The sequence below is a fragment of the Nguyenibacter vanlangensis genome (genome assembly GCF_013376155.1).
GTDB lineage: Bacteria > Pseudomonadota > Alphaproteobacteria > Acetobacterales > Acetobacteraceae > Gluconacetobacter > Gluconacetobacter vanlangensis.
Window position 1 is genome coordinate 1 of sequence record NZ_JABXXP010000015.1, and the last position, 20699, is coordinate 20699.

24 protein-coding genes and 4 pseudogenes are annotated in these 20699 nt (G+C 60.4%); 24 read left to right on the forward strand and 4 right to left on the reverse strand.

From position 1 onward, the window contains the following. The first annotated feature begins 83 nt into the window (after window positions 1–83). Window positions 84–1014 (forward strand): annotated as a pseudogene (locus HUK84_RS02610) (DUF2493 domain-containing protein). A gap of 24 nt (window positions 1015–1038) precedes the next feature. Here the strand turns inward: HUK84_RS02610 and HUK84_RS02615 are convergent. Then, a complete protein-coding gene (locus HUK84_RS02615; protein ID WP_176638841.1) occupies window positions 1039–1452 on the reverse strand; it encodes a putative toxin-antitoxin system toxin component, PIN family in 414 nt (137 codons plus the stop codon). Further along, window positions 1452–1724 carry a type II toxin-antitoxin system prevent-host-death family antitoxin gene (locus tag HUK84_RS02620; protein WP_176638842.1) on the reverse strand — a complete coding sequence of 91 codons (273 nt, stop codon included), beginning with the start codon at window positions 1722–1724 and terminating at the stop codon, window positions 1452–1454. Before HUK84_RS02620 ends, HUK84_RS02615 begins: the two co-directional genes overlap by 1 nt. A gap of 789 nt (window positions 1725–2513) precedes the next feature. Here HUK84_RS02620 and HUK84_RS02625 point away from each other — a divergent pair. From HUK84_RS02625 to HUK84_RS02690, 14 genes are all read left to right on the forward strand, one after another. After that, entirely contained in the window at window positions 2514–2840 is a 327-nt protein-coding gene (locus HUK84_RS02625; RefSeq protein WP_176638843.1) for a DUF736 domain-containing protein, read from the forward strand. A gap of 326 nt (window positions 2841–3166) precedes the next feature. Continuing rightward, window positions 3167–3313, forward strand: a complete 147-nt coding sequence (locus HUK84_RS02630) for a hypothetical protein (RefSeq protein WP_176638844.1) — start codon at window positions 3167–3169, stop codon at window positions 3311–3313. Between the two features lie 166 nt (window positions 3314–3479). Beyond that, a complete protein-coding gene (locus HUK84_RS02635) occupies window positions 3480–3887 on the forward strand; it encodes a hypothetical protein (RefSeq protein WP_176638845.1) in 408 nt (135 codons plus the stop codon). A 29-nt stretch (window positions 3888–3916) separates the two neighbouring features. Next, window positions 3917–4129 carry a transcriptional regulator domain-containing protein gene (locus HUK84_RS02640; RefSeq protein ID WP_176638846.1) on the forward strand — a complete coding sequence of 71 codons (213 nt, stop codon included), beginning with the start codon at window positions 3917–3919 and terminating at the stop codon, window positions 4127–4129. 22 nt (window positions 4130–4151) lie between these two features. Next, on the forward strand, window positions 4152–4745 hold the full coding sequence (locus HUK84_RS02645; RefSeq protein ID WP_317135216.1) for a DUF2285 domain-containing protein: 594 nt from the start codon (window positions 4152–4154) through the stop codon (window positions 4743–4745). A gap of 215 nt (window positions 4746–4960) precedes the next feature. Then, entirely contained in the window at window positions 4961–5227 is a 267-nt protein-coding gene (locus HUK84_RS02650) for a helix-turn-helix transcriptional regulator (RefSeq protein ID WP_176638847.1), read from the forward strand. A 23-nt stretch (window positions 5228–5250) separates the two neighbouring features. Beyond that, window positions 5251–6051, forward strand: coding sequence for a replication initiator protein A (locus tag HUK84_RS02655; protein ID WP_218064163.1), 801 nt, complete (start codon window positions 5251–5253; stop codon window positions 6049–6051). Between the two features lie 247 nt (window positions 6052–6298). Next, window positions 6299–7042 carry a DNA-methyltransferase gene (locus HUK84_RS02660; protein WP_176638849.1) on the forward strand — a complete coding sequence of 248 codons (744 nt, stop codon included), beginning with the start codon at window positions 6299–6301 and terminating at the stop codon, window positions 7040–7042. Further along, entirely contained in the window at window positions 7039–7512 is a 474-nt protein-coding gene (locus HUK84_RS02665; protein ID WP_176638850.1) for a DUF2840 domain-containing protein, read from the forward strand. The genes HUK84_RS02660 and HUK84_RS02665 overlap by 4 nt, the downstream gene beginning before the upstream one ends. Further along, window positions 7509–8150: a S26 family signal peptidase gene (locus HUK84_RS02670; RefSeq protein WP_176638851.1), complete on the forward strand. Its 642-nt coding sequence runs from the start codon at window positions 7509–7511 to the stop codon at window positions 8148–8150. The genes HUK84_RS02665 and HUK84_RS02670 overlap by 4 nt, the downstream gene beginning before the upstream one ends. A gap of 54 nt (window positions 8151–8204) precedes the next feature. Further along, window positions 8205–8546 carry a DUF736 domain-containing protein gene (locus HUK84_RS02675; protein ID WP_176638852.1) on the forward strand — a complete coding sequence of 114 codons (342 nt, stop codon included), beginning with the start codon at window positions 8205–8207 and terminating at the stop codon, window positions 8544–8546. Continuing rightward, entirely contained in the window at window positions 8543–9139 is a 597-nt protein-coding gene (locus HUK84_RS02680) for a hypothetical protein (protein ID WP_176638853.1), read from the forward strand. Before HUK84_RS02675 ends, HUK84_RS02680 begins: the two co-directional genes overlap by 4 nt. Then, window positions 9139–9801, forward strand: coding sequence for a lytic transglycosylase domain-containing protein (locus HUK84_RS02685; RefSeq protein ID WP_176638854.1), 663 nt, complete (start codon window positions 9139–9141; stop codon window positions 9799–9801). Before HUK84_RS02680 ends, HUK84_RS02685 begins: the two co-directional genes overlap by 1 nt. A 255-nt stretch (window positions 9802–10056) precedes the next feature. Then, the gene (locus tag HUK84_RS02690; RefSeq protein WP_176638865.1) at window positions 10057–11802 is read left to right on the forward strand and encodes a relaxase/mobilization nuclease domain-containing protein; all 1746 of its coding nucleotides are present in this window, start codon (window positions 10057–10059) and stop codon (window positions 11800–11802) included. 228 nt (window positions 11803–12030) lie between these two features. Here the strand turns inward: HUK84_RS02690 and HUK84_RS02695 are convergent. After that, window positions 12031–12783: pseudogene (locus tag HUK84_RS02695) on the reverse strand (IS5 family transposase); the annotation flags it as partial. Window positions 12784–13030: 247 nt separating this feature from the next. Here HUK84_RS02695 and HUK84_RS02700 point away from each other — a divergent pair. The 8 genes from HUK84_RS02700 to HUK84_RS02735 are packed head-to-tail and all read left to right on the forward strand — an operon-like array spanning window position 13031 to window position 19959. Next, window positions 13031–13276, forward strand: a complete 246-nt coding sequence (locus HUK84_RS02700; protein WP_176638855.1) for an acyl carrier protein — start codon at window positions 13031–13033, stop codon at window positions 13274–13276. A 16-nt stretch (window positions 13277–13292) separates the two neighbouring features. Continuing rightward, window positions 13293–14405, forward strand: a complete 1113-nt coding sequence (locus HUK84_RS02705) for a beta-ketoacyl synthase N-terminal-like domain-containing protein (protein ID WP_176638856.1) — start codon at window positions 13293–13295, stop codon at window positions 14403–14405. After that, window positions 14402–14923, forward strand: coding sequence for a coronafacic acid synthetase component (locus HUK84_RS02710; protein WP_218064164.1), 522 nt, complete (start codon window positions 14402–14404; stop codon window positions 14921–14923). The genes HUK84_RS02705 and HUK84_RS02710 overlap by 4 nt, the downstream gene beginning before the upstream one ends. Beyond that, complete coding sequence (locus HUK84_RS02715; RefSeq protein ID WP_176638858.1) at window positions 14920–16272, forward strand: class I adenylate-forming enzyme family protein; 1353 nt, start codon at window positions 14920–14922, stop codon at window positions 16270–16272. Before HUK84_RS02710 ends, HUK84_RS02715 begins: the two co-directional genes overlap by 4 nt. A 26-nt stretch (window positions 16273–16298) precedes the next feature. Then, complete coding sequence (locus tag HUK84_RS02720; RefSeq protein ID WP_218064165.1) at window positions 16299–16976, forward strand: thioesterase II family protein; 678 nt, start codon at window positions 16299–16301, stop codon at window positions 16974–16976. Between the two features lie 2 nt (window positions 16977–16978). Then, window positions 16979–18010 (forward strand): aldo/keto reductase, encoded by a 1032-nt coding sequence (locus tag HUK84_RS02725; protein ID WP_176638860.1) that lies wholly within the window; start codon window positions 16979–16981, stop codon window positions 18008–18010. After that, a complete protein-coding gene (locus HUK84_RS02730; RefSeq protein WP_176638861.1) occupies window positions 18003–18788 on the forward strand; it encodes a hypothetical protein in 786 nt (261 codons plus the stop codon). Before HUK84_RS02725 ends, HUK84_RS02730 begins: the two co-directional genes overlap by 8 nt. A gap of 1 nt (window position 18789) precedes the next feature. Next, window positions 18790–19959 (forward strand): MFS transporter, encoded by a 1170-nt coding sequence (locus HUK84_RS02735; protein WP_176638862.1) that lies wholly within the window; start codon window positions 18790–18792, stop codon window positions 19957–19959. A gap of 64 nt (window positions 19960–20023) precedes the next feature. On the opposite strand, the pseudogene HUK84_RS02740 reads toward HUK84_RS02735, so the two are convergent. Continuing rightward, window positions 20024–20352: pseudogene (locus HUK84_RS02740) on the reverse strand (IS66 family transposase); the annotation flags it as partial. Window positions 20353–20467: 115 nt separating this feature from the next. On the opposite strand from HUK84_RS02740, the pseudogene HUK84_RS02745 reads away from it, so the two are divergent. After that, window positions 20468–20590, forward strand: a pseudogene (locus HUK84_RS02745) (transposase); the annotation flags it as partial. Between the last annotated feature and the right edge of the window lie 109 nt (window positions 20591–20699).

Genomic DNA, 20699 nt, shown 5'->3' on the forward strand with positions numbered 1-20699 from the left:
GGTTCCGGCCCGGCCCTGGTCTGCCGCTGTCCGCCCCCGGAAAGGCCGCGATGGGCGCGGCCCGTGTCCCGGAGGACAGTCCCATGACCCGCGCGACCGACGGTTTCGAACCCGACCACGCCGCATCCCCGACCGCCCATGTGCTGGCTGAACTTCAGATGTATGGCTACCGTCCCTTCGCCGACGAGCCGGACCCAAGGCCGTTGCCCGAGGCGGAGCGCATCGGCGGGGCGGTGGCGGATATTTTCGACGCCATCGCCGCCACCCTCACCGAGACGCGGCTGGAGCCTGATCTTGAGGAGCTTCTCTGGTCCACCGTCAACGTCTTCCACCGCATGGTCGGCCAGGTCGAACGCGAGCTTGATCGCAACGAGGTGGCGCAGAAGCGCGGGCAACAGGAGCAGGACGGCAGCGAAATCCATTCGGTGGAACTGGAGCGCCTGATCGCGCAGGGGCTGACCCTGATCGAACGCCGGAACGCCTACGAGATCTTCCGCGACGAGGCGCAGAGCCAGTTCGAGCGTCTCACCATGAGCGCCTGGCGTCCGAAGACCGGCTCGCTGGTCTCGCGCTGCACCATGACGGCGATCGATGATCGACAGCCGCGACTTCCTGAACGCTCGCCGCAAGGCCGAGGGGGAATTGCTGGTGCCGCCCGGCCCCAAGGTCGTCGTGACCGGCGGCCTCGACTTCGACGACCATGTCCTGATCTGGGATCGGCTCGACAAGGTCCGCGCCAAGCATCCCGACATGGTGCTGCTGCATGGCGGGTCGCCCAAGGGGGCCGAGTTCATCGCCTCGCGCTGGGCCGATCATCGTGAGATCGTGCAGATCGCCTTCAAGCCGGACTGGACGAAGCATCGCAAGGCCGCCCCTTTTCGGCGGAACGACGTGATGCTGGACGTCATGCCGATCGGCGTCATCGTCTTCCCCGGCACCGGCATCCAGGAGAATCTCGCCGATAAGGCGAAGAAGCTTGGCATCCCGGTCCTGCAGTTCGGAGGTGGCGCGTGAGCGCCGCCTTTCGATCGTGGCGGTTCAGGATCCGTGCCGTGCCCAGAACGCCGCCGGCGTGACGATCGGGTAGCGTTCGGCAAGGGCCAGCAGATCCTTGTCGCCCGTGACCAGATAATGCGCCCCTGACGCCAGCAGCGTCAGCAGGACCGGTTGATCCGCCGGATCGCGCAGATCGCCGTCCAGCGTTCCGGCGGGTTCGACCATGTCGGCCATGAACATGAAACTGTCGGCGAGATCGCGGATTTCGGCCGCTGTCAGCGTGATCCGCGGCAGGCGGGGAAGAACCCGCGCCATTTCGTCAAGAATATGATGCGACAGCGCGACATCCAGACCGCCCTGACGCCATGTGGCGACGATCCGCCCCGGAACGCTGCCGGGATAGGCGAGGCCGGAGACCAGGACATTGGTGTCGAGGACGACACGCAACCTGACCATCAGCGCGTCTTGCGCACAGCCGCAACGGCCGCATCGATCTCCGCGAGACCCTCTTCCACGGGAACGGTCGCATAGGCCTCGGCCACCCGGCTGCTCAGGGCGTCGAAACGCTCCTGCATGCGCCGGATGCGGCCGAACAGCTCCGCGTCCACCAAGGCGGCGACGGGCTTTCCATCCTTGTTGATGACGATGCTGTCATTGCGGTACTGCACCTGGGCAAGCATGTCGCCCAGGTTCTGCCGGAACGTCACGGCGTTGACTTCGGTGATCATCGCTGCCCTCGGACCATAACGGTTGATATGATCAATATGGTCATTATCCAATGCCCTGTCCAGTGGGGGTCATGCGGTCGAGAGTCCGCCCGCCCCGGGCGGAGCGGGCACGCGCCGAAGCCCCGCCTGATGAATCCGCAAGGGCACGGAGGCCGCTCGGTCCTGTCTGCGTCCGGTGCGGGGGCGGGCGCAGTGGAGTACTCCCGGCGCCTGTTTCATCGATGAACGGCGGTGAGAATATCGCGGCAGGCGGAGGCGGATCGATCCTGCGGCACTGGCCAGCGGCCCGGCGGCAGGCGGCGCGACGCGGGCGCCCAACTGTCCTTGCGATCATAGGACGGCGGCGAAACGGCGCGTCATGATCGGCTCCGGCGTCAATGCCGGGCAGCAGGACAAAGGTGAAGGGCCGTGGGTCGGCGAAGCTATCTGCTCATGACACCCGTGCCAGCGTCTGGACCGTGTGATGTCGCCAGGGATCTCCAAGGCTGATGGAGCCGCACACCATGGCCTCTGACAGATGGCTGATCTAGCCGAAGGCCGGCTGCGCCTCGTCCGGTTGTCGCGACGGCGTTCCGTAACTTTCTTCCCCTGCCAGACCCCCACCCCATGCGGCAGGCCGCATGGGGACCCCGAGGGCGCCGTCATTCCTCGCGAAACAAGAAAGTTCCGGCCCTGCCGCCCTGCGCTGCGCTTCGGCCTGCAAGCAGGCGCTTGGCCGGTCGCCTTCGGCTGAACGATCGCCATCGAGGCCACGGTGGTCGCGGCCCGATGCAGCAAGGAGATACGACAATGGCTAACATCGGTTCCTTCAGGAAGACGGGCGAGGGTTTCGAAGGCGAGATCGTCACCCTGGCGCTCCAGGTCCGCAACGTCCGTCTGGTGCCCGAAACCAACCGGACCAACGACAACGCCCCGAACTTCCGCGTCTATCTGGGCAGGGTGGAATTGGGCGCGTGCTGGCAGAAGCGCTCCACCGAGGGCCGCAGCTACCTGAGCCTGAAGCTGGATGACCCGTCCTTCGCCGCCCCGATCTTCGCCAACCTGTTCGCCGATGAAGACGGCGAGGGGTACAGCCTGATCTGGACCCGCCCCCGCACCGGCCGCAACGGGGACTGAGCGTCCCACCAGCACCCCGCCCGGATCCACCGGGCGGGGCTTCGGCGCCGTACTACCGGTGTCGAACGCGACGGTGCGCCGTCATGCCATGCCGCGGCAAGAGAAAAAGAAGAGGCTTTCCCTCAGTCTTCCCATCGTACCATGCCCACGGAAACCGCCTCAAGACGCGCGGTCCCCCCAATTTTGCCCGCGCCGGCCTGGCGGCCGTCTCGACCAAAATCGGCTCCCCCGCGCGCCGCTGCGCGGTCGCCTTCGGCGATCATTGACTCGGTTCCCGTGGGCATGAGGGCGGCGTCCTGTCTTCGACAAACGACAGGAGCAGGACGATGACCACGCTGAATGACCAGATCCAGATGCTGCGCGCCGAACTGACCAGCTACGGAATCAGTCGCCGCGAGCGCGCGCAAATCGAGCGCGAGCTCGAATCCGCTCTGGCGGAGTTGGCGGCGGTGCGGGCTCGTTCGGAGGAATGAGCCCCGCGCCGCCCGGCGGCTTCCTGCCGGTTTGGCAGGAAGCCTTCCGTGCGGCTATGTAACAAGAGGTATTTCGAGCCGTCCATAGAACGGTGGATGCTTTTTTCTGGATTTAATACAGACTAGTACGTATAATAATTTACCGTTCTGTTTGCCGGAGGTGGCGATGATCGCGCTCGGGCTCATGTCGTGGGCCGTGGGGATCGGACTGCTCTGCTGGGTCTTCTTTGCGCCTGTCTCCATTGTTGTGTCCACGATGGCCGGACTGATCGTTTTCTTATGGACATATCGCATGGGCGCAGGGTTTGCGGCTGTCGTTATCGGTATTGCGGCCGGCAGCCTAGTACTCTGGCTGTTCCGCGTGGAACTGACGGCGAGCCGACATTCCATCGTCAGGCTGGGAATTATCCTTGCGTTTTGCGTTCCGGCCGTCATCGCGGGATATTCCACCACCCTCGGAATCGCCGAAATGGGCGTTCCGTCTTCGATCTGGCAGCACATCCTGGCGGTCATTGGCGCGGCGGCCGTTAGCTCCGCATCATTCGCCCGCCTGACGTCGGAGCAATCGGCCTAACGATATAAACAGCTGGAGGCATAGACACGATGGACACACGCCTTGACTGGTATGCGCCCGGGTTTCTCGACAGGGCGCTTTCGCTCGATCTTCCAGAATTCGCGCAGGAGTTCCTGTCACTCAACGATCATTATGTCCGTGGTTATCAGGCGCTGATGAGCCATCATGTGACGGACGCGGCAGCGCGGCAACGAGATCTCGCGACATTCGCGCGACCGTGGGGATTGCGATTTCCCTATTGACCCCGTCATACCGGCCTGGTCGGTGCCCGCATTGTGGGCGCAGGACGTTCTCTCCGCAATTATCGCCCTTATCCCGGCGCCCGAAATCTACAGGGCATCGCCGTTCTTCCCGCTGCGGCTCACGCCGCAGCTGAACGCGGCGCTTGCCGACGACGGCCTGCACCTGGTCGTCGGCGACAGAACGGGGTCAATCCGCCTGTGGGTCGCCGACGACGCCGACGACGCCGACAAGCGCGCCGCCGTCGTCATCCCGCTCGACGAGGCGTGCTGGGTTCGTTTTCATCATCTTCGCCGGCTTCTCGAGCGCCTTTACGGGCGCGTGGTGGGACCGCTACCGAATACCTTCCGCCCCACGCGCTACAGAATCACGCGTCTCGCTTATGCCTTGCAGGCGTTGACGGCCAGACGCGCGGGCGCGACCGTGCGCGATATTGCCGCGCTTACGGACGCGGGTGTCAGGACGTTGGGCGGCTCGATCTGGAAGGATGCCCACCAGCGTGCGCGCGTGGAACGTCTGCTGACGCTCGCCGAACATCTTGCCGGCGGGGAATATCTTGCCTTGTTGCGGTACGGTCGTCGCCCGTTGCCGCAGTCCGCAGCACTCATTCCGTATTAAAAATATTTCCGTCCCTGTCTTGTTTTGCCTCGGCATTGCGTCCCCTGACCAACCGCCTGATCGTCCGCGTATCGTAACGCTCCCCGTGAGCGAGGGGGGTGGACGATTCCTTGGGACACCCCTTGTTTTCGTCCACCACCCCCCGCGTTTTTCTCCGCCAGTCTCCGCATCGGTACGCGGCGCCACGCCCCGTCCGCCTTCAGCGGAGAATGATAATGGTCAGGAAAAGATCCAAACCGAGGCCGGCCCGGCACCTGCGAACACCGCAGGCTGCCGAATGGCTCGGCATTTCGCCAAGAACACTCGAACGCTACCGTGTCATTGGCGGCGGTCCCGTCTTTCACAAGCTCGGCAATCGTGTGACCTATACTGTCGCCGATCTCAAGGAGTGGGTCGAGAACGGCATTTCGAAGTCGATCTTTTCCAAGAACTACATCCTCATGCGTGCGGGCGTGACCCGGCGTGGCAGGGGGCAGTCATGACCCCGTGCATGCCATGCCTGTTCATGTCCAATGCCTTTTTCGCGCTGGGGAAAGGTCGCCGTCGGGCATCGCTGCGCTTCGCGCAGGGCGGTCAGAACGTCCTCGTTTCGTCGCCGCTCGCGGTTGCGACCATCTGGGATGCCGACATCCTGATCTGGGCGACCTCGACGATGATCGCGGCCCGGCGATGCAGTGCGTCTGTCCCGGAAGTCCTACAGGCCACGCGATACGAAATCCTCGGCTTCCCCGGTCGGGAGGTTTCCGGTGGCTATTACGAGCGTCTGCCTGACGGTCTCGAGCGCCTGAGCCGGACGCGCGTCGTCATCAGCCCGTCACCTTGGACCGACGAGCAGGCGGGCGCACCGTGGATCGAGGATTGGCGGATCACCGGGGGCGTCGTTCAGATCCGTCTCGGCGCCTGGCTGCGTGACGCGATCCTCACGCCACGGGCCGTACTCGCCCTCGACCCGGCCTATTTCACCCTGACGAGCGGTCTCGAGCGCCTGCTCTACCTGATCGCGCGGCGCCATGCCGGACGGCAGCGGGACGGCTGGATCTTCGAGGTCGCCCACCTACACCGCAAGACGGGCGCGGGACAGAGCCTCGCCGCTTTCGTCGCTTTTCTCCGGCGCGTCGCCCAGAACGGCGCGCTTCCCGGCTATCGCGTCGAACTGTCCGACCTGCAATGGCCGGAACGGGTCCGCTTTCGGCCGATCGTCGACCGTCCCGGGGATAACTCTGTGGATACCCCTGTCAATAATTTCGGGTCGACTCGCCTATCGACCGCCGAATCCACGCCTATCACATGCGAAAAACATGGATAATGGACTGGAAAACAATGATAAATCGTCTCTTTCTAAAGAATCTAAAGAAGGACTCTTTGTACAGGCGTACCGCGCGCGGACCAGTGCGCCGCTGCGGCTGGCCCTCAAAAACGAGAACGGGGCCGCACATGCATAAATTGGCTCCCCAATACGAGGATGAGCCCCCCAATGATGCGACTGGCCGCCTCTTGCTTCGCGACGGACGCGTTGGTTTTCCGGCTGCGACGGCCAGCGACGAGGCGCGGCCATGACGCTCCTTCGCAGCGATTGCCGCAACCTCATGCCGATGCACGGCCCGTACGACCTGATCCTCGCCGATCCGCCTTATGGTGAGACGTCGCTCTCCTGGAACCGGCGTGTCGACGGTTGGATGGCTCTGGCGGTAAAGGCGCTGACGCCTTCGGGCTCGCTCTGGGTCTTCGGCTCCCTGCGCAGCGTCATGGCAACGGAGATGACGTTCCGCGTGGCCCGTCTCTGGCACGTCCAGGAGATTGTCTGGGAGAAGCAGAACGGCAGCGTGTTCCACGCCGACCGGCTCCGGCACCTCCATGAACTGGTCGTGCAGTTCAGTCCCGCTTCGGTCCGCTGGCAGTCTGTCTACCAGGAAGTCGCGACCACGGATGATGCCCGGGTGCGGGTTGTGCGCCGCAAGCGCCGCCCGCTGCATACCGGCGCCATCGCGTCGGGCACCTATCGCAGCCTCGACGGCGGCTCGCGCCTTGCGCGCTCGGTGCAGCGCTTCCGCAACGTCCATGGCCGCGCCATCCATCCCACCGAAAAGCCGGTGGCGCTGCTCGACCTGCCGGTGCGCGCGAGCTGTCCCCCGAACGGCCTCGTCGGCGACTGGTTCGCCGGCTCGGCTGCCGCCGGCGTCGCCTGTTGGCTGGCCGGCCGCCGCTATGTCGGCTGCAAGATCGACCCGGACATGGCCCAACGCGCTCGCGACAGCCTCGCCGCCATCCTTCCCTTTCCCGCCGGAGAGCCGTCATGAACGATCTTCGCTCCCCCGTCGGCGCGCAGCTCGATCTGATCTGGATCGAGACCCGCATTGAGCACTGGCTGCGCTTCGGCAGCCCCGAAACCAGTGTCAGGATCGACCGCCACCGACGCCGCGTCGGTTTCGCCACGGGTGACGTCTTCGCGCTGATGCGCTGGCTTGCCAGCGACACCGGCGCCGTCACGGTGTCGATCGATATCATTCACGTGGTGCTGTCACACCGGCGCATTGTCCTGCCGTGGGTCAGCGGCACGGCGACCGGCCTGTTGCGCCAGACTGGTTACGCGCCAGTCCGCGCCGTGCTCGACACGATCAGCCGCATCGAGCGGCAGGGGCTCGATCCGCGCGCCGCGTGTCCGGATTACTGGCGCGAACTCGACGCGCGGTTGCGGGCCAACCGGCCCGCGCCGCCCTACGGCCGTGCCCGACACGAGGCGTGGCTCTGGCGGAGGGCCGCGTCATGACCCGCCGAGCCTGGTTCTTCACCACCTATGTCGCCGCACTCACAACACTGGCTACGACCGGCGTCTCGCCCAGTCCACGCTGGGTATGGAATGCCACTGCCAGCGTGCCGGTGGGGCTGTATCGCGTGACGCCTACTGCGGCACTGCGCGTCGGCGATGTGGTGGCGCTGCATCTGCCCGAGCGCGATGCGACGCTGCTGGCCACACGCGGCTATCTGCCCTTCGGGGTGCCGCTGCTCAAGCCGGTGGCGGCGCTGGCCGGTCAGACCGTCTGCCGCCTCGGCCTGCATATCACCGTCGATGGCAAGGCGGCCGGCGACGCCAGGTCCGTCGATCATCGCGGCCGTCCGTTGCCCGTCTGGCAAGGATGCGTCCGCCTCGGCCCGGGACAGGTGTTCGTCATGAACCCGTCTGTCCCGACCAGCCTCGACGGGCGTTATTTCGGCGTTCTGCCGTTGAACGCGGTGATCGGCCGCGCCACCCCCGTCTATCTCCGGACGGGCGACGCCGAACCGCCGCCCCCGCGTTTCGAACCGCTTCCGGATTTGCCGGTCCCGCTGTCGCACGCGTTGCCGTGTCCGCGGCTACTGGTCGCACGCCCGGCACTCACGCGGCCAGCCGAGCCGCCGCTGGAGTGACGTCATGGCCCTGCTCGTAATCCTCTCCATCCTCGACCGAAAGGTTCTCCTCCCATGAGTCAGATCGGTTTCTTCACGCGCACGGCGAACGGCTTTGCCGGCCGTCTGCGCACACTCGCCCTCGACGTGGAACTGACCTTCGCGCGCGCCGAGAACACGGACGCAGAGAACGCGCCCGACTATCGCATCCATCTCGGTGACGGCGCCGAGGCTCCCGAGGTCGGCGCGGGCTGGACCCGCACCGGGGAACACGCCGGCGAGTATGTCTCGGTGCTGCTGGACGATCCGTCACTCGCCCAGCCGATCCGCGCCACGCTGTTTCAGGCCGGGCGTGGTGGCCGTGTCTGGAACCTCGTCTGGTCGCGCGTCGCGAAGCGTCAGGGGGGCCGGGAATGACGCTCGCTCGTCTCCGGCTCGGCTATGCCGACCCGCCTTACGTGAACTGCGCTCACCTCTATCGCGGACAGCCGGACTATGCGGGCGAGGTCGATCACGCGGTGCTGATCCGGCATCTCGACGCGACCTATGACGGCTGGGTATTGCACGCCGCCGCGACCCCGGCATCGATCGCGACGCTCGCGCCGCTGGTAGAGGCCACGGGCGCGCGCTGGATGGTTTGGGTCAAGGGCTTCGCCGCCTTCAAGCGCAATGTCCCGGTCGCCTATGCGTGGGAGCCGGTCATCGTCAAGGCGGCGCGTCGCCCTGTCGTCAGCCGCCGTCTGGTCATGCGTGATTGGATCCAAGAGAGCATCACGTTACGCCGGGGGCTGACCGGAGCCAAGCCCGAAGCCGTGTGTCACTGGGCGTTCGAGATGCTCGGCGCTCGTCCGGACGACGAACTGGACGATCTCTACCCCGGCACCGGGGCGGTGATGCGGGCATGGGAGTCGTGGTGCCGGAAATTCGCCCTGCCGCAGGTTCCGGTCGCGCCGCCCAAACGTCGCTCGGACGACCCGCCGATGGATGTGTTCATGCCGGACGATCTGTGATGACGGGGAGGTCAATCCGTTGCCGTGGTGCCCTGGCGACCGCCCGGATCGGGCTCGCGCTGGCGCTCGCGCCCGTGCCGGGACACGCGCAGGACCTCGACACGCTGGTGCGGGAGGCCGCCCGGGAGGCCGCTATCCCGCCGTCGTGGATAGAGGCTGTGCTGCGCGCCGAGAGCGCGGGCGATCGGCATGCCGTGTCGTCGGCGGGCGCTATGGGCCTGATGCAGATCATGCCCGGCACCTGGCAGGGACTGCGTCATGACCTCAATCTCGGCGCTGATCCGTTCGACCCGCATGACAACATCGTCGCCGGCGCCGCCTATCTCCGCTGGCTGCACGACCGCTACGGCGATGTCGGGTTTCTGGCTGCGTATAACGCCGGCCCTGGACGCTATGACGACCATCTGGCGACGGGCCGTCCGCTGCCCGATGAGACGCGGGCCTATGTCGCGTCCGTCTTACGGCTGATGGTGGGGGACACCGTCCCGGCCGTTCTTCGTCGGTTGTCGGACACCTCTCCGGTTTCTCGCGCGACCGCCGATAGCCTTTTCGTTGGCCCCGCACATTCCGTCATAAGCGGTGTGGCTATGGCGAGGGACGGTCTGGCCCCGGGGCAGCCGTGGGGACTCTTCGCTCCCGCCGGCTGGAGGCACGAACCATGAACGGGCCCACAGTGCGGCTCGCCGTCGTGCCGCCTGGCTCGGTGTCAGGTGGGCGCAAGGGGACGCAGGGGAAGGGGGGCGCGTATAGGCGTATAGGCAGGATAAAAGCCGCGAGGTGCGGCACGGTTGGGGGTGGTTTTGTGGCGGATTTCTGCGGATTTCTCGAGCCCTCTGCGAGGTGCGTCGGATTTTGAAGCCTGCCACCTCTTGTTTCTGGTGGTTTCCCGCCATTTCGCGCACATCGCGGGCATTCCCATGACAAAAGACGATGATTTCCGGGTTCGGCCCGGACGCATCCGTTTACCCCGCGCTCAGCGGGCGCGCCCCTTCATCGCGCAGGCCCTGGCCGCAACCCAGCGTGCCGGAGGCATGGGACGCGGAGGGCAGGGGCATGGCGGCGGTGGCCGTTCGACCTTTGGGCGTGGCCGTGTCGCGAGCGTGCATGCCAACCGCTTGCTCACCAGCCGCTCGCGTGGCGTGGTGATGAAGGCCCGCGTGGTGAAGCATGGACCACGCGCCGCACCGCTGACCCCGCATCTGCGTTATCTGCGCCGCGAGGGCGTCACGAAGGACGGTGAGAAAGCGAAGCTGTTCGGCCCGGAGCAGGACGAGGTCGATCCCAAAGCTTTCGCCGAGCGCTGCGTCGATGATCGTCACCATTTTCGCTTCATTGTCTCGCCTGATGATGCGGTGGAAATGGCGGACCTGAAGCGCTTCACGCGCGATCTCATGGTGCAGGCCGAGCATGATCTCGGCACGAAGCTCGACTGGGCGGCCGTCGATCACTGGAACACGGAACATCCCCATATCCATGTCATCGTGCGCGGCAAAGCGCAGGATGGTGGGGACCTGGTGATCTCGCGTGATTACATCCGGGAAGGGCTGCGCGGTCGCGCGCAGGAACTCGTCACCCGAGAGCTTGGGGTGCGCAACGACATCGAGATTCGGCGTGCCGTCGAGCGCCAGGTCGAGGCCGATCGCTGGACGCAGCTCGACCGGCAGCTCCAGCGCGATGCGGATGGCCACGGGGTCATCGACATACGTCCCGCGCCGGATCGTCGCCCCGACGCGTTCGAAGTGCTCAAGGTCGGACGTCTCCGTCGCCTTGAAGGCTTGGGACTGGCTCAGCAGATCGAGCCAGGTCGCTGGACACTGGAGGAGCATGCCGAAGCCGCGCTGCGCGAAATGGGGCAGCGCAACGACATCATCAAACGGATTCACCGTGGTCTTACTGAACAGGGTGTCGAGCGGCCCCTATCCTCATGGGTGCTGGCCGGTGAGGAAGCCGGACATCCTGTCATCGGTAAGCTGGTTGGCCGTGGGCTCGATGACGAGTTGAAGGGCACGGCCTTCGCAGTGGTCGACGGCGTCGACGGGCGCACGCACCATGTCCATCTGCCAAGCTTGGAGGCCACCACGGACGCGCGGATGGGGGCGATCGTCGAACTGCGCCGATTCGAGGACGCAAAGGGCCGAAGTCGGGTCGCGCTGGCCGTCCGCTCGGATTTCACATTGGAGCAGCAGGTATCAGCGAATGGGGCGACGTGGCTGGATCGCCTGGCCGTCGCGAAAGAGCCCATCGATCTTGGCGACAGCGGGTTCGGGGGAGAGGTGCGAGACGCGCTTTCTCGACGTGCGAACCATCTAGTGCGTGAGCGACTGGCGCGCCGAGAAGGGGCGCGGGTGGTGTTCGAGCGTGCCCTAATCTCCGCGCTTCGGGACCGAGAGGTCCGGGAAGTCGGCGAGAAGCTGGCCCGGCAGGAAGCCAAGACGTATGAGCCGATCGCGCCGGGAGACAATGTCGCGGGTGTTTATCGGCGGCGAATGGTCCTGGCTTCGGGACGCTTCGCCATGATTGATAATGGACTTGGCTTTCAACTCGTGCTGTGGAGCCCGACGATCGAAAAGCATATTGGCCGGGCTCTCTTGGGTGTCGTCGGAGATTCATTGTCCGTAAGCTGGGCATTTTCTCGAAAACCAAATGCCGGCCTCGCAATGTGACGCTGCGGCAAAGGCCACCTCCTACGGAGCCTTGCACATTCCGGTGCCGTCAGATCCAAGCTCCTCCGGTCCAAACGGCAGGGCTACCCGTGCAAGAAGTTCCGGTCGAGCGGCCAGTATAAGCGGCATATTTGCCTCGTCGCGTGATTACGAGTGGGGAATGGAAAGCCCGATGCTGCCGCGAAAGAACGAACAATCCGTACAGACTAGGGTCAGGACTCTGTATCGGAGCCAAAAGGTGACGGTAGCGGCGAGGCAGATGGCCGAGAAGAAGGTATGGGCGCAGCGGTCATAGCGCATTGGCGATGCGACGCCAGTCTTTGAGGCGCCCGAACATGTTCTCGACCTTATGCCTCCGGCGATAGCGGGCCTTGTCGTGCGGGATCGCGATCTTGCGGCTTCTCGATGAGGGGATGCACGCGGTGATGCCCCGATCAGCCAGAGCCTGTCGGAAGCGGGCGCTGTCATAGCCGCGATCGCCGATCAGATGTGGGGCGGCTGGAAGGGTTTGGAGCAGCAGCGCCGCGCCCTTGTGATCGCTCATCTGCCCCTCGGACAGCAGCATCACCACGGGCCGTCCGTGTCCGTCGCACACGGTGTGCAGCTTCGAGTTCAGTCCGCCGCGCGTGCGTCCGATCCGACGCGGAGCATCCCCTTTTTAAGCAGGCTCGCCGCCGTGCGGTGGGCCTTGAGATGCGTGCTGTCGATCATCAACTCGTCCGGGACACCGGGTTGGACGGCCAGGGCCGCGAAGATCCTGGCGAACACCCCCAACCGGCTCCAGCGCATGAAGCGGTTATAGAGGGTCTTGGGCGGTCCGTGGCCCGAGGGGGCGTCCTTCCACTGCAAGCCATAGCGGATCACGTAGATTATCCCGCTGATTACCCGCCGATCATCGACGCGCTGCAACCCGCGCGACACCGGAAAATGCGGTCGCAGGCGGCGCATCTGGGCAGCAGACAGCATCGGCAACGTAGGCATCCAGATCATCCTCCAGACACCTTCGAATCACACCAAAATCATCCCGTAAAGGGGCCTGAGCCTAGGCTCTCAATAAATACATACCCGATGGCCACCCGCAAAAAAAAACCGAAATTTTCTTGCATCCTAAATGCGCCCTACGTCATATTCCCACGGTGAAGATACTGAATGGTCGGTCCTTCCGTCCCGGCGTAGTCTTACCACAGTCGCGGCGTCGGTTGGTGCAACATGTTTGCGGAGAATGGCGATGGGAATTGAGCAAAGAATCAAGGAAATCTTGGTGAGCGACGTATATGTCGAAGTCCCCGTACACGAAATCCAAGTCGATGACTCGATGCGCGATGTTCTTGGAGTCGACTCCTTAGGATTTGTTGAGCTCAAGGATCAGGTCGAGAAAGAGTACAATATCAATATCGAGGATGCTGATTTCACCCCTGAAAATTTTGGAACGATACGATCACTCACATCTTTGATCGAACGTCTCAGAACTTAGTAGGAAATATTCTGTCATGACGGTCACGGCTGGAGTCGCTGCGTGGTCGATTGCCACGCCTTTGGGTAATGATGAAGACGCACTCGCCGCACTCTTTGCGGGTCAGTGTGGCATTTCCAGACTGGAGTCACCATTCCCGTTACGAAATGATCGCGCCGGAATCATTTCGTCGGTAGCTCGGAACGACGCCACGCTTTCCGAATGGCAGCGCCAACTTGGTAAACTGGTCGGGCAACGCGCCATAAGTCGCGCAGGAATAGATCCGTGCGATCCGAAGACAGGTTACGTGTTTGCCACGAGCTATGGGCATCTTCTCGATGAGCCTGGACACGACACGATGTCCAGTTGGGCAGAAGACTGTGTGAAGATGCTCGGCGGGTTGGTTGCTCCAGTCGTAGTGGGTACTGCGTGTTCAGCGGGGTCTGACGCCCTTGGAATCGCTAGCGCACTCTTGGCTGGCGGGCAATACGATGCGGTCGTGGTCGTCGCCGTCGATATCGTAACGATTGCAAAACGTCTAGCGCATTCCGGCTTGGGCACGATGACTGATACGACGCCAAAGCCGTTTGACATAGAGCGGAACGGAATGATTGTTGGAGATGCTGCGGCTGCGGTAGTTCTGCGGCCGTTGTCCCTCTGCAAAAATAGTTGTGGCGTGCTGCTCGGATACGGTGCGTCTAACGACGCTGCTGGACTGACCGCGCCCGACCAATCTGGCGAGAGCGTTGAATTGGCGATACGCCGAGCTCTTATGGCCGCCAGTACTGAGATTAATGATGTCTCTGTGTATCTTGCCCACGGTACCTCGACCCATTTGAATGACTTGGTAGAGTCGAAAGTCATAGGCAAGATCTTCCCCAAACATTCAAACATAAAACTGTATGGCACGAAGGGCGCATTAGGACATTCGTTGGGTGCATGTGGACTACTTGAATTTATAATTCTCGTGGACGTACTAAGACGTCGCTCGGTTCCTCCATCGGTCGGACTCACCGTACCAATCGAGGAAGTTAGCGAGTACCTACCTCTCGTGGCATCAGCGCCCACTTCCTCGTCTATCGGGCTTAGCGTCACTCTCGGTTTCGGAGGGTTCAACACCGCATTGCTTGGGAAATGGGAAGAGCGATGAAAAGCGTAAAGTCAGCGATATACACCGAAAGTCGGGCACGAAATAGGCCGTCGATGTACGCGGATCCCGTTGCGTGGGCCGTCCTTGACTTCGCCTCTACAATAATCGAGGAATTAGGCGACGTCGAACGCGCGAATGTTGGTCTTCTGGCAATCAGCGACGTGTGCAGCCTTTCGACCATGAGGTTGCTGTCCGACAGCAGTAAAAACGGAAAGATATCACCTCTGAGGTTCGCCGGCGCAAACCCTGGAATTATTGCGGGACTAACTGCCATCGAATATAAATTGCGAGGGCCGTCACTAGTCCTAACGATGTCCCCTGAGCGGGCGGTCGCAGTCGTGTTGCCCGTTCTGAAATACTGGATAGAACAGAATGGTGTGGCCCAGGTAATACTCGTGGCTCACGAGAAAAATCGGGATCTAAATGACGTATTGAGGGGGGTAATCATCAAAAAAACCGAGAAATTTGAAGAAAAAACAAGTAATAATATAAACTTCGTCCTAACGGGGCGTTCATGATGGCTGACGTGACGCAACTCTTTGACGGAGCCGCCGAATTCGAGCGCCACTGCCTGGGGGGAACAACACCAATCGTGACATATAAGTCCTTAGCGGAGGAATATGGTCGCTTGGGTCTTCAACCCGGATCCGCAATACTTATATTGGCACCGAACGGGCTTGAGTTTCTTCAGCATTGGCTGGCCATTCTTTCGAATGGATTGGTCCCCGTTGCTATCTCCCCAAGTGCGAGATCGCCCCGAATAAATCGACTCCGCCATGAGTTTGGCCTGGCTGGCGTAGTCGGGGTAAAAATAAATCCGTCGTTATACGATGCATCCGACTTCACGGCTGTCGGCACGTTTCGGTTTGTCAGGTTCCATGGTGTTAGACCACGGTATTCGCCACATGAGGTGCTGATTTTGACGTCAGGAACGTCAGGGGTTGATAGCGCGTGCGTTCACCGCGTCGATTCATTGATCGCTAACGCTGCCTTGCATAACCAAGCGCTGGGAATCCGGTCTACTGATCGCCAATTAGTTGTGCTACCGATGTATTATTCATTCGCTCTGGTAGCGCAGGCGATCGGTTCGATGATCTGCGGCTGTCAACTGATAATAGATGGTCCGCCGTTTGCCAATGAGCATTTTTTCGCGCGGATCACCGATAAACGCATCAGTGTTTCCGCCATTACGCCAACCCTCGTAAGGGGAATATTGCCATACATTAATAATATTCCTCGCCTTCGTGTCATAAGTGTTGGCGGAGATCAATTGAGCGTCAACGACGCGCGGACCTTAAAATATTCGGGCGCGGCAGACGAGATATATTTTACCTACGGTCTAACTGAGGCTGGTCCTAGAGTGTCCACACTCGCGGCCCATGAGGAGCCTGACGCAAAATTAGGCTCTGTTGGTAGAGTGTTTCCCGGCATAGAAACACGAATTGAAGCGAGGGCTGGCGCTAAAGCGGGAGAATTGATGCTGAGGACGCCGACCGCACTATTGCGTAAGGTTGGGGGAGCCGGAAAGCATCCCTTGGATCCCGATGGCTGGCTTAGGACCGGCGATCTCTTCACGTGTGATAGGGAAGGGTACCTCACTTATCAAGGCCGTCTGCGAGACTTCGTGATTATCCAGGGCGAAAAAGTAAACATCAAAAGCGTCAGTCGCATCGCCGAGGAACACCCGGATGTTCACCATGCGAGGGCGTATGTAGACGGAGATGGATCTCTCGCCTTATCATTGCAGTTCAGGCAGACTGCGGACGTTTCTGTCGAGATTATAAAGAAATTCCTTCGAGAACGACTCCAGAGATTCGAAGTTCCCAAGAATATTGTGCAGGTCGATTCTGTGGAATTCCGGAAATGACTTCAGGGGAGGTTGGTATGACCGTAATGTATTCATTTCCCCATGCGGGAGGTTCCGCAGCGAACTTCAAGGCGTTCTCTCGAGAATTCCCCGAAAAGGTGGCGATCGTTCGACCCGTTGAGCTACCGGGAAGAGGTCTGCGAGCTGGTGAGCCCTTTTCCAAGGATCTCGAATCTTGTGTGGATAGCACGCTACAACAGTTACCTTTTGAGATCGGTGCTCGATTCTTGTTGCATGGCCACTGTATGGGCGCACTCCTTGCATTTGAAGCTGTCAAAGCGCTCGAGCGTAGCGGGCGGCCCTTGCCCGACGCGCTGATTGTTTCCGGACGAAACGCGCCCGGGTATCAAACCGATTGGGGGCTGCGTGTTGCTAACCTGCCGGATCGGGAATTCTTTGATGAATTGCGAGCAGTGGGAGGAGTTCCACCAGGTCTTAGTTTCGCTATGGCAGCGCAATTTCTGACAATAATAAGAGAAGACCAAAGGATTGTGCACGGATATCGCCCTAATGATTCTTCTATCTCAACTCCGATCCTGGTTCTCGCCGGCGAGGATGACGGGATGACGCGTCCGGACTTCCTTGAGCATTGGGCTAAATTTTCGGCGACAAAGGTTGAGGTGAAAATGATGAAGGGAGGACATTATTTTATATATAATCAAGCACCCGCCTTTGCGGAAGCGCTTTTAGCGTTCGAGAAATAAAAATGAAGTATAGAGTTTTGGGGGCATCCGGCCTACGTGTGAGTCAAATATGCGTTGGAACGCTCATGCTGAGCTCATGGGGCAGGAACTCATTTGACGAGAGCGAAGCTATAATAAGAAAGGCACTCGATCACGGAATTAATTATTTTGATACCGCTGATTCATATGCCCGGGGCGAGAGCGAGATCTTTTTGGGTCGAGCGTTGAAGAATGCCGGCCGTCGTGATCGCATTATTCTGGCAACAAAAGTTAATTCTCCGATGGGTCCGGATCCCAATTCAAGGGGGAGTTCCAGACGTTGGATCATGCGTGCTGTAGAGGAAAGTCTAAAGCGGCTCGGAACGGATTGGATAGACATCTATCAATTGCATCGCCCCGATCCTTGCACGGATTTAGAAGAGACGGTTTCGGTACTTCAGGATTTGGTGCAGGCCGGAAAAATTCGCTATTTCGGGACTTCGACGTTTCCAGCGTCGTCATTAGTAGAAGCCCAGTGGGTCGCGGATAGACGGGGGCGGTCTCGTCCTTTAGTTGAGCAGCCACCTTACTCGATTTTGGCGAGAGAGATAGAGCGAGAGGTACTGCCAACTTGCGCAAAGTACCGTCTCGGCGTCAGTGTGTGGAGCCCTCTCGCTGGCGGTTGGTTGAGCGGAAAGTTTACCTCGGAAGAAAGCGTGCAAACAAGTCGCTCTCGCTACTGGGGGGCACGCTATGACATGTCGAAACGAGCGAATCAGGACAAGCTAAAAGTTGTAAAAAAATTGGCGGACTTATGCCAAGAATTTAGCATTGAGCTGAACGTTGCGGCCACGGCGTTTGTTCTAAACCACCCAGCTGTGACATCGGCGATCGTTGGTCCTCGGACGATATCCCACCTTGATGCTTCTTTGGTCGCGGCAGACACCAAGCTGCCCGCCGAGTTCCTGAATGAAATTGACGGTATCGCCCCTCCCGGGATCACAATCAGTGATGACGATAGCGGTTACACATTCCCGGCAATTAGCGAGACCAATATGCGGCGGCGCCATGACTAATTATCAGGACAAATTGAAAGAAGTTATCGGGTGGATTATCAGCCCGCCGCCACAGACAACGGACGGCGGCGTTGCCGAGGGAGTCGGATTCGATAATCCCTTGGTGCCTCCGGGCTATGAGCCGCTGCGAAGTGGGATGCCGATGGTGAATGAGATAGCGGTGGGAAGGTACGTATGTCTCGCACTAATTAGAGAAAAATTCGCCCTCGCAGGGGACGCGGTGATCACCGTAAAGTCCATAGTCACTGAACGACAGCGAGGAGAATGTCGGCAAGGAGAACACCACTCCTATAGCGGTTCGGCGGAAGTCAGTGAGTCAAAAGGGGCCAGAGTGGATGGCGTACGTGCGTCTCTCGTCCATAGCCATAACGGCGAAGTGCGACGAGTGCACTTTCATTTTGGTGTCCTGACTCCGAGTGCAGCTCGTTTTATTCGGAAGTCTCGAGGGTTCGAGGATGCTGAGAACATCCGTCTTGAACGTCAACTTGGACACAGTAGATCCATAGATCTTCATAATGTGGAATATCTTCCGGGCGAGGCTGATCGGATTGTCGATGGCACGCGCATGGATCATATTCCTGCGCTGCATCTAATTGATATTATGGTATCGTTATCGAATCAGAGCACCAAGACGGATGTCGATAATATGACCGCCGTTTTCCATCGATATGTCGATCCTAGATATGCATTTCATATTATAACGTCTGACGACGGGACGATCGCGGTATCGCAGGATCAATCGACGGTATCCCACATTCGCTTCGAGCGGAGTGTTTAATGTGACGCTGGATCGTAAATCTACAGCTATTTTTTGGTTCTCGGCTGGTGTTTCTGCGGCTCTCATGATGAGTACAAATGTTGCATCGGGAATTTATCCAATCTATAAACAAAGCGGGACATTGTCGGCGTTTCAAATAACTGAAGTGTTTGCGACGTATATTGCTGGCTTAATGCCGGTACTGCTAGTGTCATCATGGATAGTGTCCACGTTTGGTCTTCGAATTGTAATTGCCGTCGCACTGGTATTGGCTAGTGTGGGGACTGCCACTATGGCGTCCGCGTCGACATTAATGTCTTTTGTGTTGGCTCGGGTCTTGCAAGGGATCGCTGTCGGACTGTCTACAGGTAACCTAGCGGCTGCTATTGTGCGCTTCGAACCGAACAACGATCATCACAGAGCGGCGTTAACGACGGGTCTAGCGATGACAATCGGAGGCGGGTCAGCTCCCATCGGTGCGGCAATTGTGGCTGAACGTGTCGCGCATCCTACATATGTTCCATATTTATTGGTCACCATGCTTTTATTGCTTTTAATTCCTGGTTGTTTTCTATTGCCTTCCGAACGACAAATGACCGTGTCACCCATTACGCGTCCAAACATTCCGGAATACGTTCGTAATGTATTCAAGCGATCAGCTGGTGCAGCTTTTCTGTCGTGGTCAGTCACAGCCACGTTTTTATCGGTCGTGCCCGTTGCTGTCTCGGCGTACTTGGCCCCAGGGGATCTACTTGGGCCAGCGCTTTCGGCCGGCGCGATTCTTATCATCTCCGGCATCACCCAATCGCTTTCCGGGCGCATCATGCCGGAACGAAAACTGAAGGTGGGATATTCTGTTCTTATTTTGGCGGCAATTACATTAATTGTAGGAGAAATTTTGGGTAGTGTACCGCTCGTTCTTGTGAGTTCGATAATCGGTGGTATCGGGCATGGCCTCACATTCCTGGGAGCGAGTCGTGTACTCAATGTGGCGATCGCTGGGAAAGTCGAGCGAGCAGAGGTGCTTGCTGCTTACAACGTGGCAATTTATTGCGGCGTGGGCCTGCCACCATTATGCGTTGGTGCGTTGTCGGCAATAATGTCAACGACATCGGCTGTGTGTTTGTTTGGTACGTTCGTAATGTTAATGGCTGGCTATGGAATGTCGCACCGTGCAACGAAAACAGTCTAGTGTCCTGATCGAGAAGTTTATACGATTATCCTGATGGCAGGGGTAATCGAATGGGACGTGCGGGCGCATGGGCCCAGCATCCCGCCGATATGACGGGTGCGGGTTGGCGATCAGCGTCGAACAGCCGGTTATAGCCACCATAGGCGTCGGATTGCAGGATGCCGCTCCAGCCCGCGAGATGGTCCGTGGGATGTTCGCCCTTGCTATCACGGGAGTAGCGGAACCAGGCAGCGGGCGGTGCCGGTCCGCCGAATGGCCGGTCATCGCACACTAGGTCCACAATCGCCCGGTCACGGTGCGGCTTTTCGCCAGCACCGGTACCGTGGTGTCGTCGCCGTGCAGCCGTTCCGCCGCCAGCACATGGGCGCGGACCAGCGCGAGCAGCGGCGCCAGGGACAGTTCGGACACAGCTTTGCGCAACTCGTAACCGGCCGCTTATGGCCGCCTTATGATCGGATTGCGTGGCGGGTAAGTTCACGTCGTTATTGACGTCGTTTGGGAGGTGAGGATGCGGCAGGAGATTCTGGTCGGCGCGGAGCGCCGCCGCCGCTGGTCTGTCGAACAGAAGCTACGGATTCTCGCGGAAGTTGGGGTAGACGACGCGACGGTGTCGGATGTGGCACGTCGTTATACCAAAGGACGTAGCCACTGACTCGTGTGTGAAGTGACGAACGGCGCCGGCTCTGATTCTCTTGATGCGGGAGGATCTGGCTGATGACGGCGGCGGTAAAGCTACGAGA

Excerpts from the sequence above, each read along its gene's own strand:
- HUK84_RS02615 (WP_176638841.1), bottom strand. The coding sequence starts at position 1,452 with ATGGTCAGGTTGCGTGTCGTCCTCGACACCAATGTCCTGGTCTCCGGC.
- HUK84_RS02620 (WP_176638842.1), bottom strand. The coding sequence starts at position 1,724 with ATGATCACCGAAGTCAACGCCGTGACGTTCCGGCAGAACCTGGGCGAC.
- HUK84_RS02625 (WP_176638843.1), top strand. The coding sequence starts at position 2,514 with ATGGCTAACATCGGTTCCTTCAGGAAGACGGGCGAGGGTTTCGAAGGC.
- HUK84_RS02630 (WP_176638844.1), top strand. The coding sequence starts at position 3,167 with ATGACCACGCTGAATGACCAGATCCAGATGCTGCGCGCCGAACTGACC.
- HUK84_RS02635 (WP_176638845.1), top strand. The coding sequence starts at position 3,480 with ATGATCGCGCTCGGGCTCATGTCGTGGGCCGTGGGGATCGGACTGCTC.
- HUK84_RS02640 (WP_176638846.1), top strand. The coding sequence starts at position 3,917 with ATGGACACACGCCTTGACTGGTATGCGCCCGGGTTTCTCGACAGGGCG.
- HUK84_RS02650 (WP_176638847.1), top strand. The coding sequence starts at position 4,961 with ATGGTCAGGAAAAGATCCAAACCGAGGCCGGCCCGGCACCTGCGAACA.
- HUK84_RS02655 (WP_218064163.1), top strand. The coding sequence starts at position 5,251 with ATGTCCAATGCCTTTTTCGCGCTGGGGAAAGGTCGCCGTCGGGCATCG.
- HUK84_RS02660 (WP_176638849.1), top strand. The coding sequence starts at position 6,299 with ATGACGCTCCTTCGCAGCGATTGCCGCAACCTCATGCCGATGCACGGC.
- HUK84_RS02665 (WP_176638850.1), top strand. The coding sequence starts at position 7,039 with ATGAACGATCTTCGCTCCCCCGTCGGCGCGCAGCTCGATCTGATCTGG.
- HUK84_RS02670 (WP_176638851.1), top strand. The coding sequence starts at position 7,509 with ATGACCCGCCGAGCCTGGTTCTTCACCACCTATGTCGCCGCACTCACA.
- HUK84_RS02675 (WP_176638852.1), top strand. The coding sequence starts at position 8,205 with ATGAGTCAGATCGGTTTCTTCACGCGCACGGCGAACGGCTTTGCCGGC.
- HUK84_RS02680 (WP_176638853.1), top strand. The coding sequence starts at position 8,543 with ATGACGCTCGCTCGTCTCCGGCTCGGCTATGCCGACCCGCCTTACGTG.
- HUK84_RS02685 (WP_176638854.1), top strand. The coding sequence starts at position 9,139 with ATGACGGGGAGGTCAATCCGTTGCCGTGGTGCCCTGGCGACCGCCCGG.
- HUK84_RS02690 (WP_176638865.1), top strand. The coding sequence starts at position 10,057 with ATGACAAAAGACGATGATTTCCGGGTTCGGCCCGGACGCATCCGTTTA.
- HUK84_RS02700 (WP_176638855.1), top strand. The coding sequence starts at position 13,031 with ATGGGAATTGAGCAAAGAATCAAGGAAATCTTGGTGAGCGACGTATAT.
- HUK84_RS02705 (WP_176638856.1), top strand. The coding sequence starts at position 13,293 with ATGACGGTCACGGCTGGAGTCGCTGCGTGGTCGATTGCCACGCCTTTG.
- HUK84_RS02710 (WP_218064164.1), top strand. The coding sequence starts at position 14,402 with ATGAAAAGCGTAAAGTCAGCGATATACACCGAAAGTCGGGCACGAAAT.
- HUK84_RS02715 (WP_176638858.1), top strand. The coding sequence starts at position 14,920 with ATGATGGCTGACGTGACGCAACTCTTTGACGGAGCCGCCGAATTCGAG.
- HUK84_RS02720 (WP_218064165.1), top strand. The coding sequence starts at position 16,299 with ATGTATTCATTTCCCCATGCGGGAGGTTCCGCAGCGAACTTCAAGGCG.
- HUK84_RS02725 (WP_176638860.1), top strand. The coding sequence starts at position 16,979 with ATGAAGTATAGAGTTTTGGGGGCATCCGGCCTACGTGTGAGTCAAATA.
- HUK84_RS02730 (WP_176638861.1), top strand. The coding sequence starts at position 18,003 with ATGACTAATTATCAGGACAAATTGAAAGAAGTTATCGGGTGGATTATC.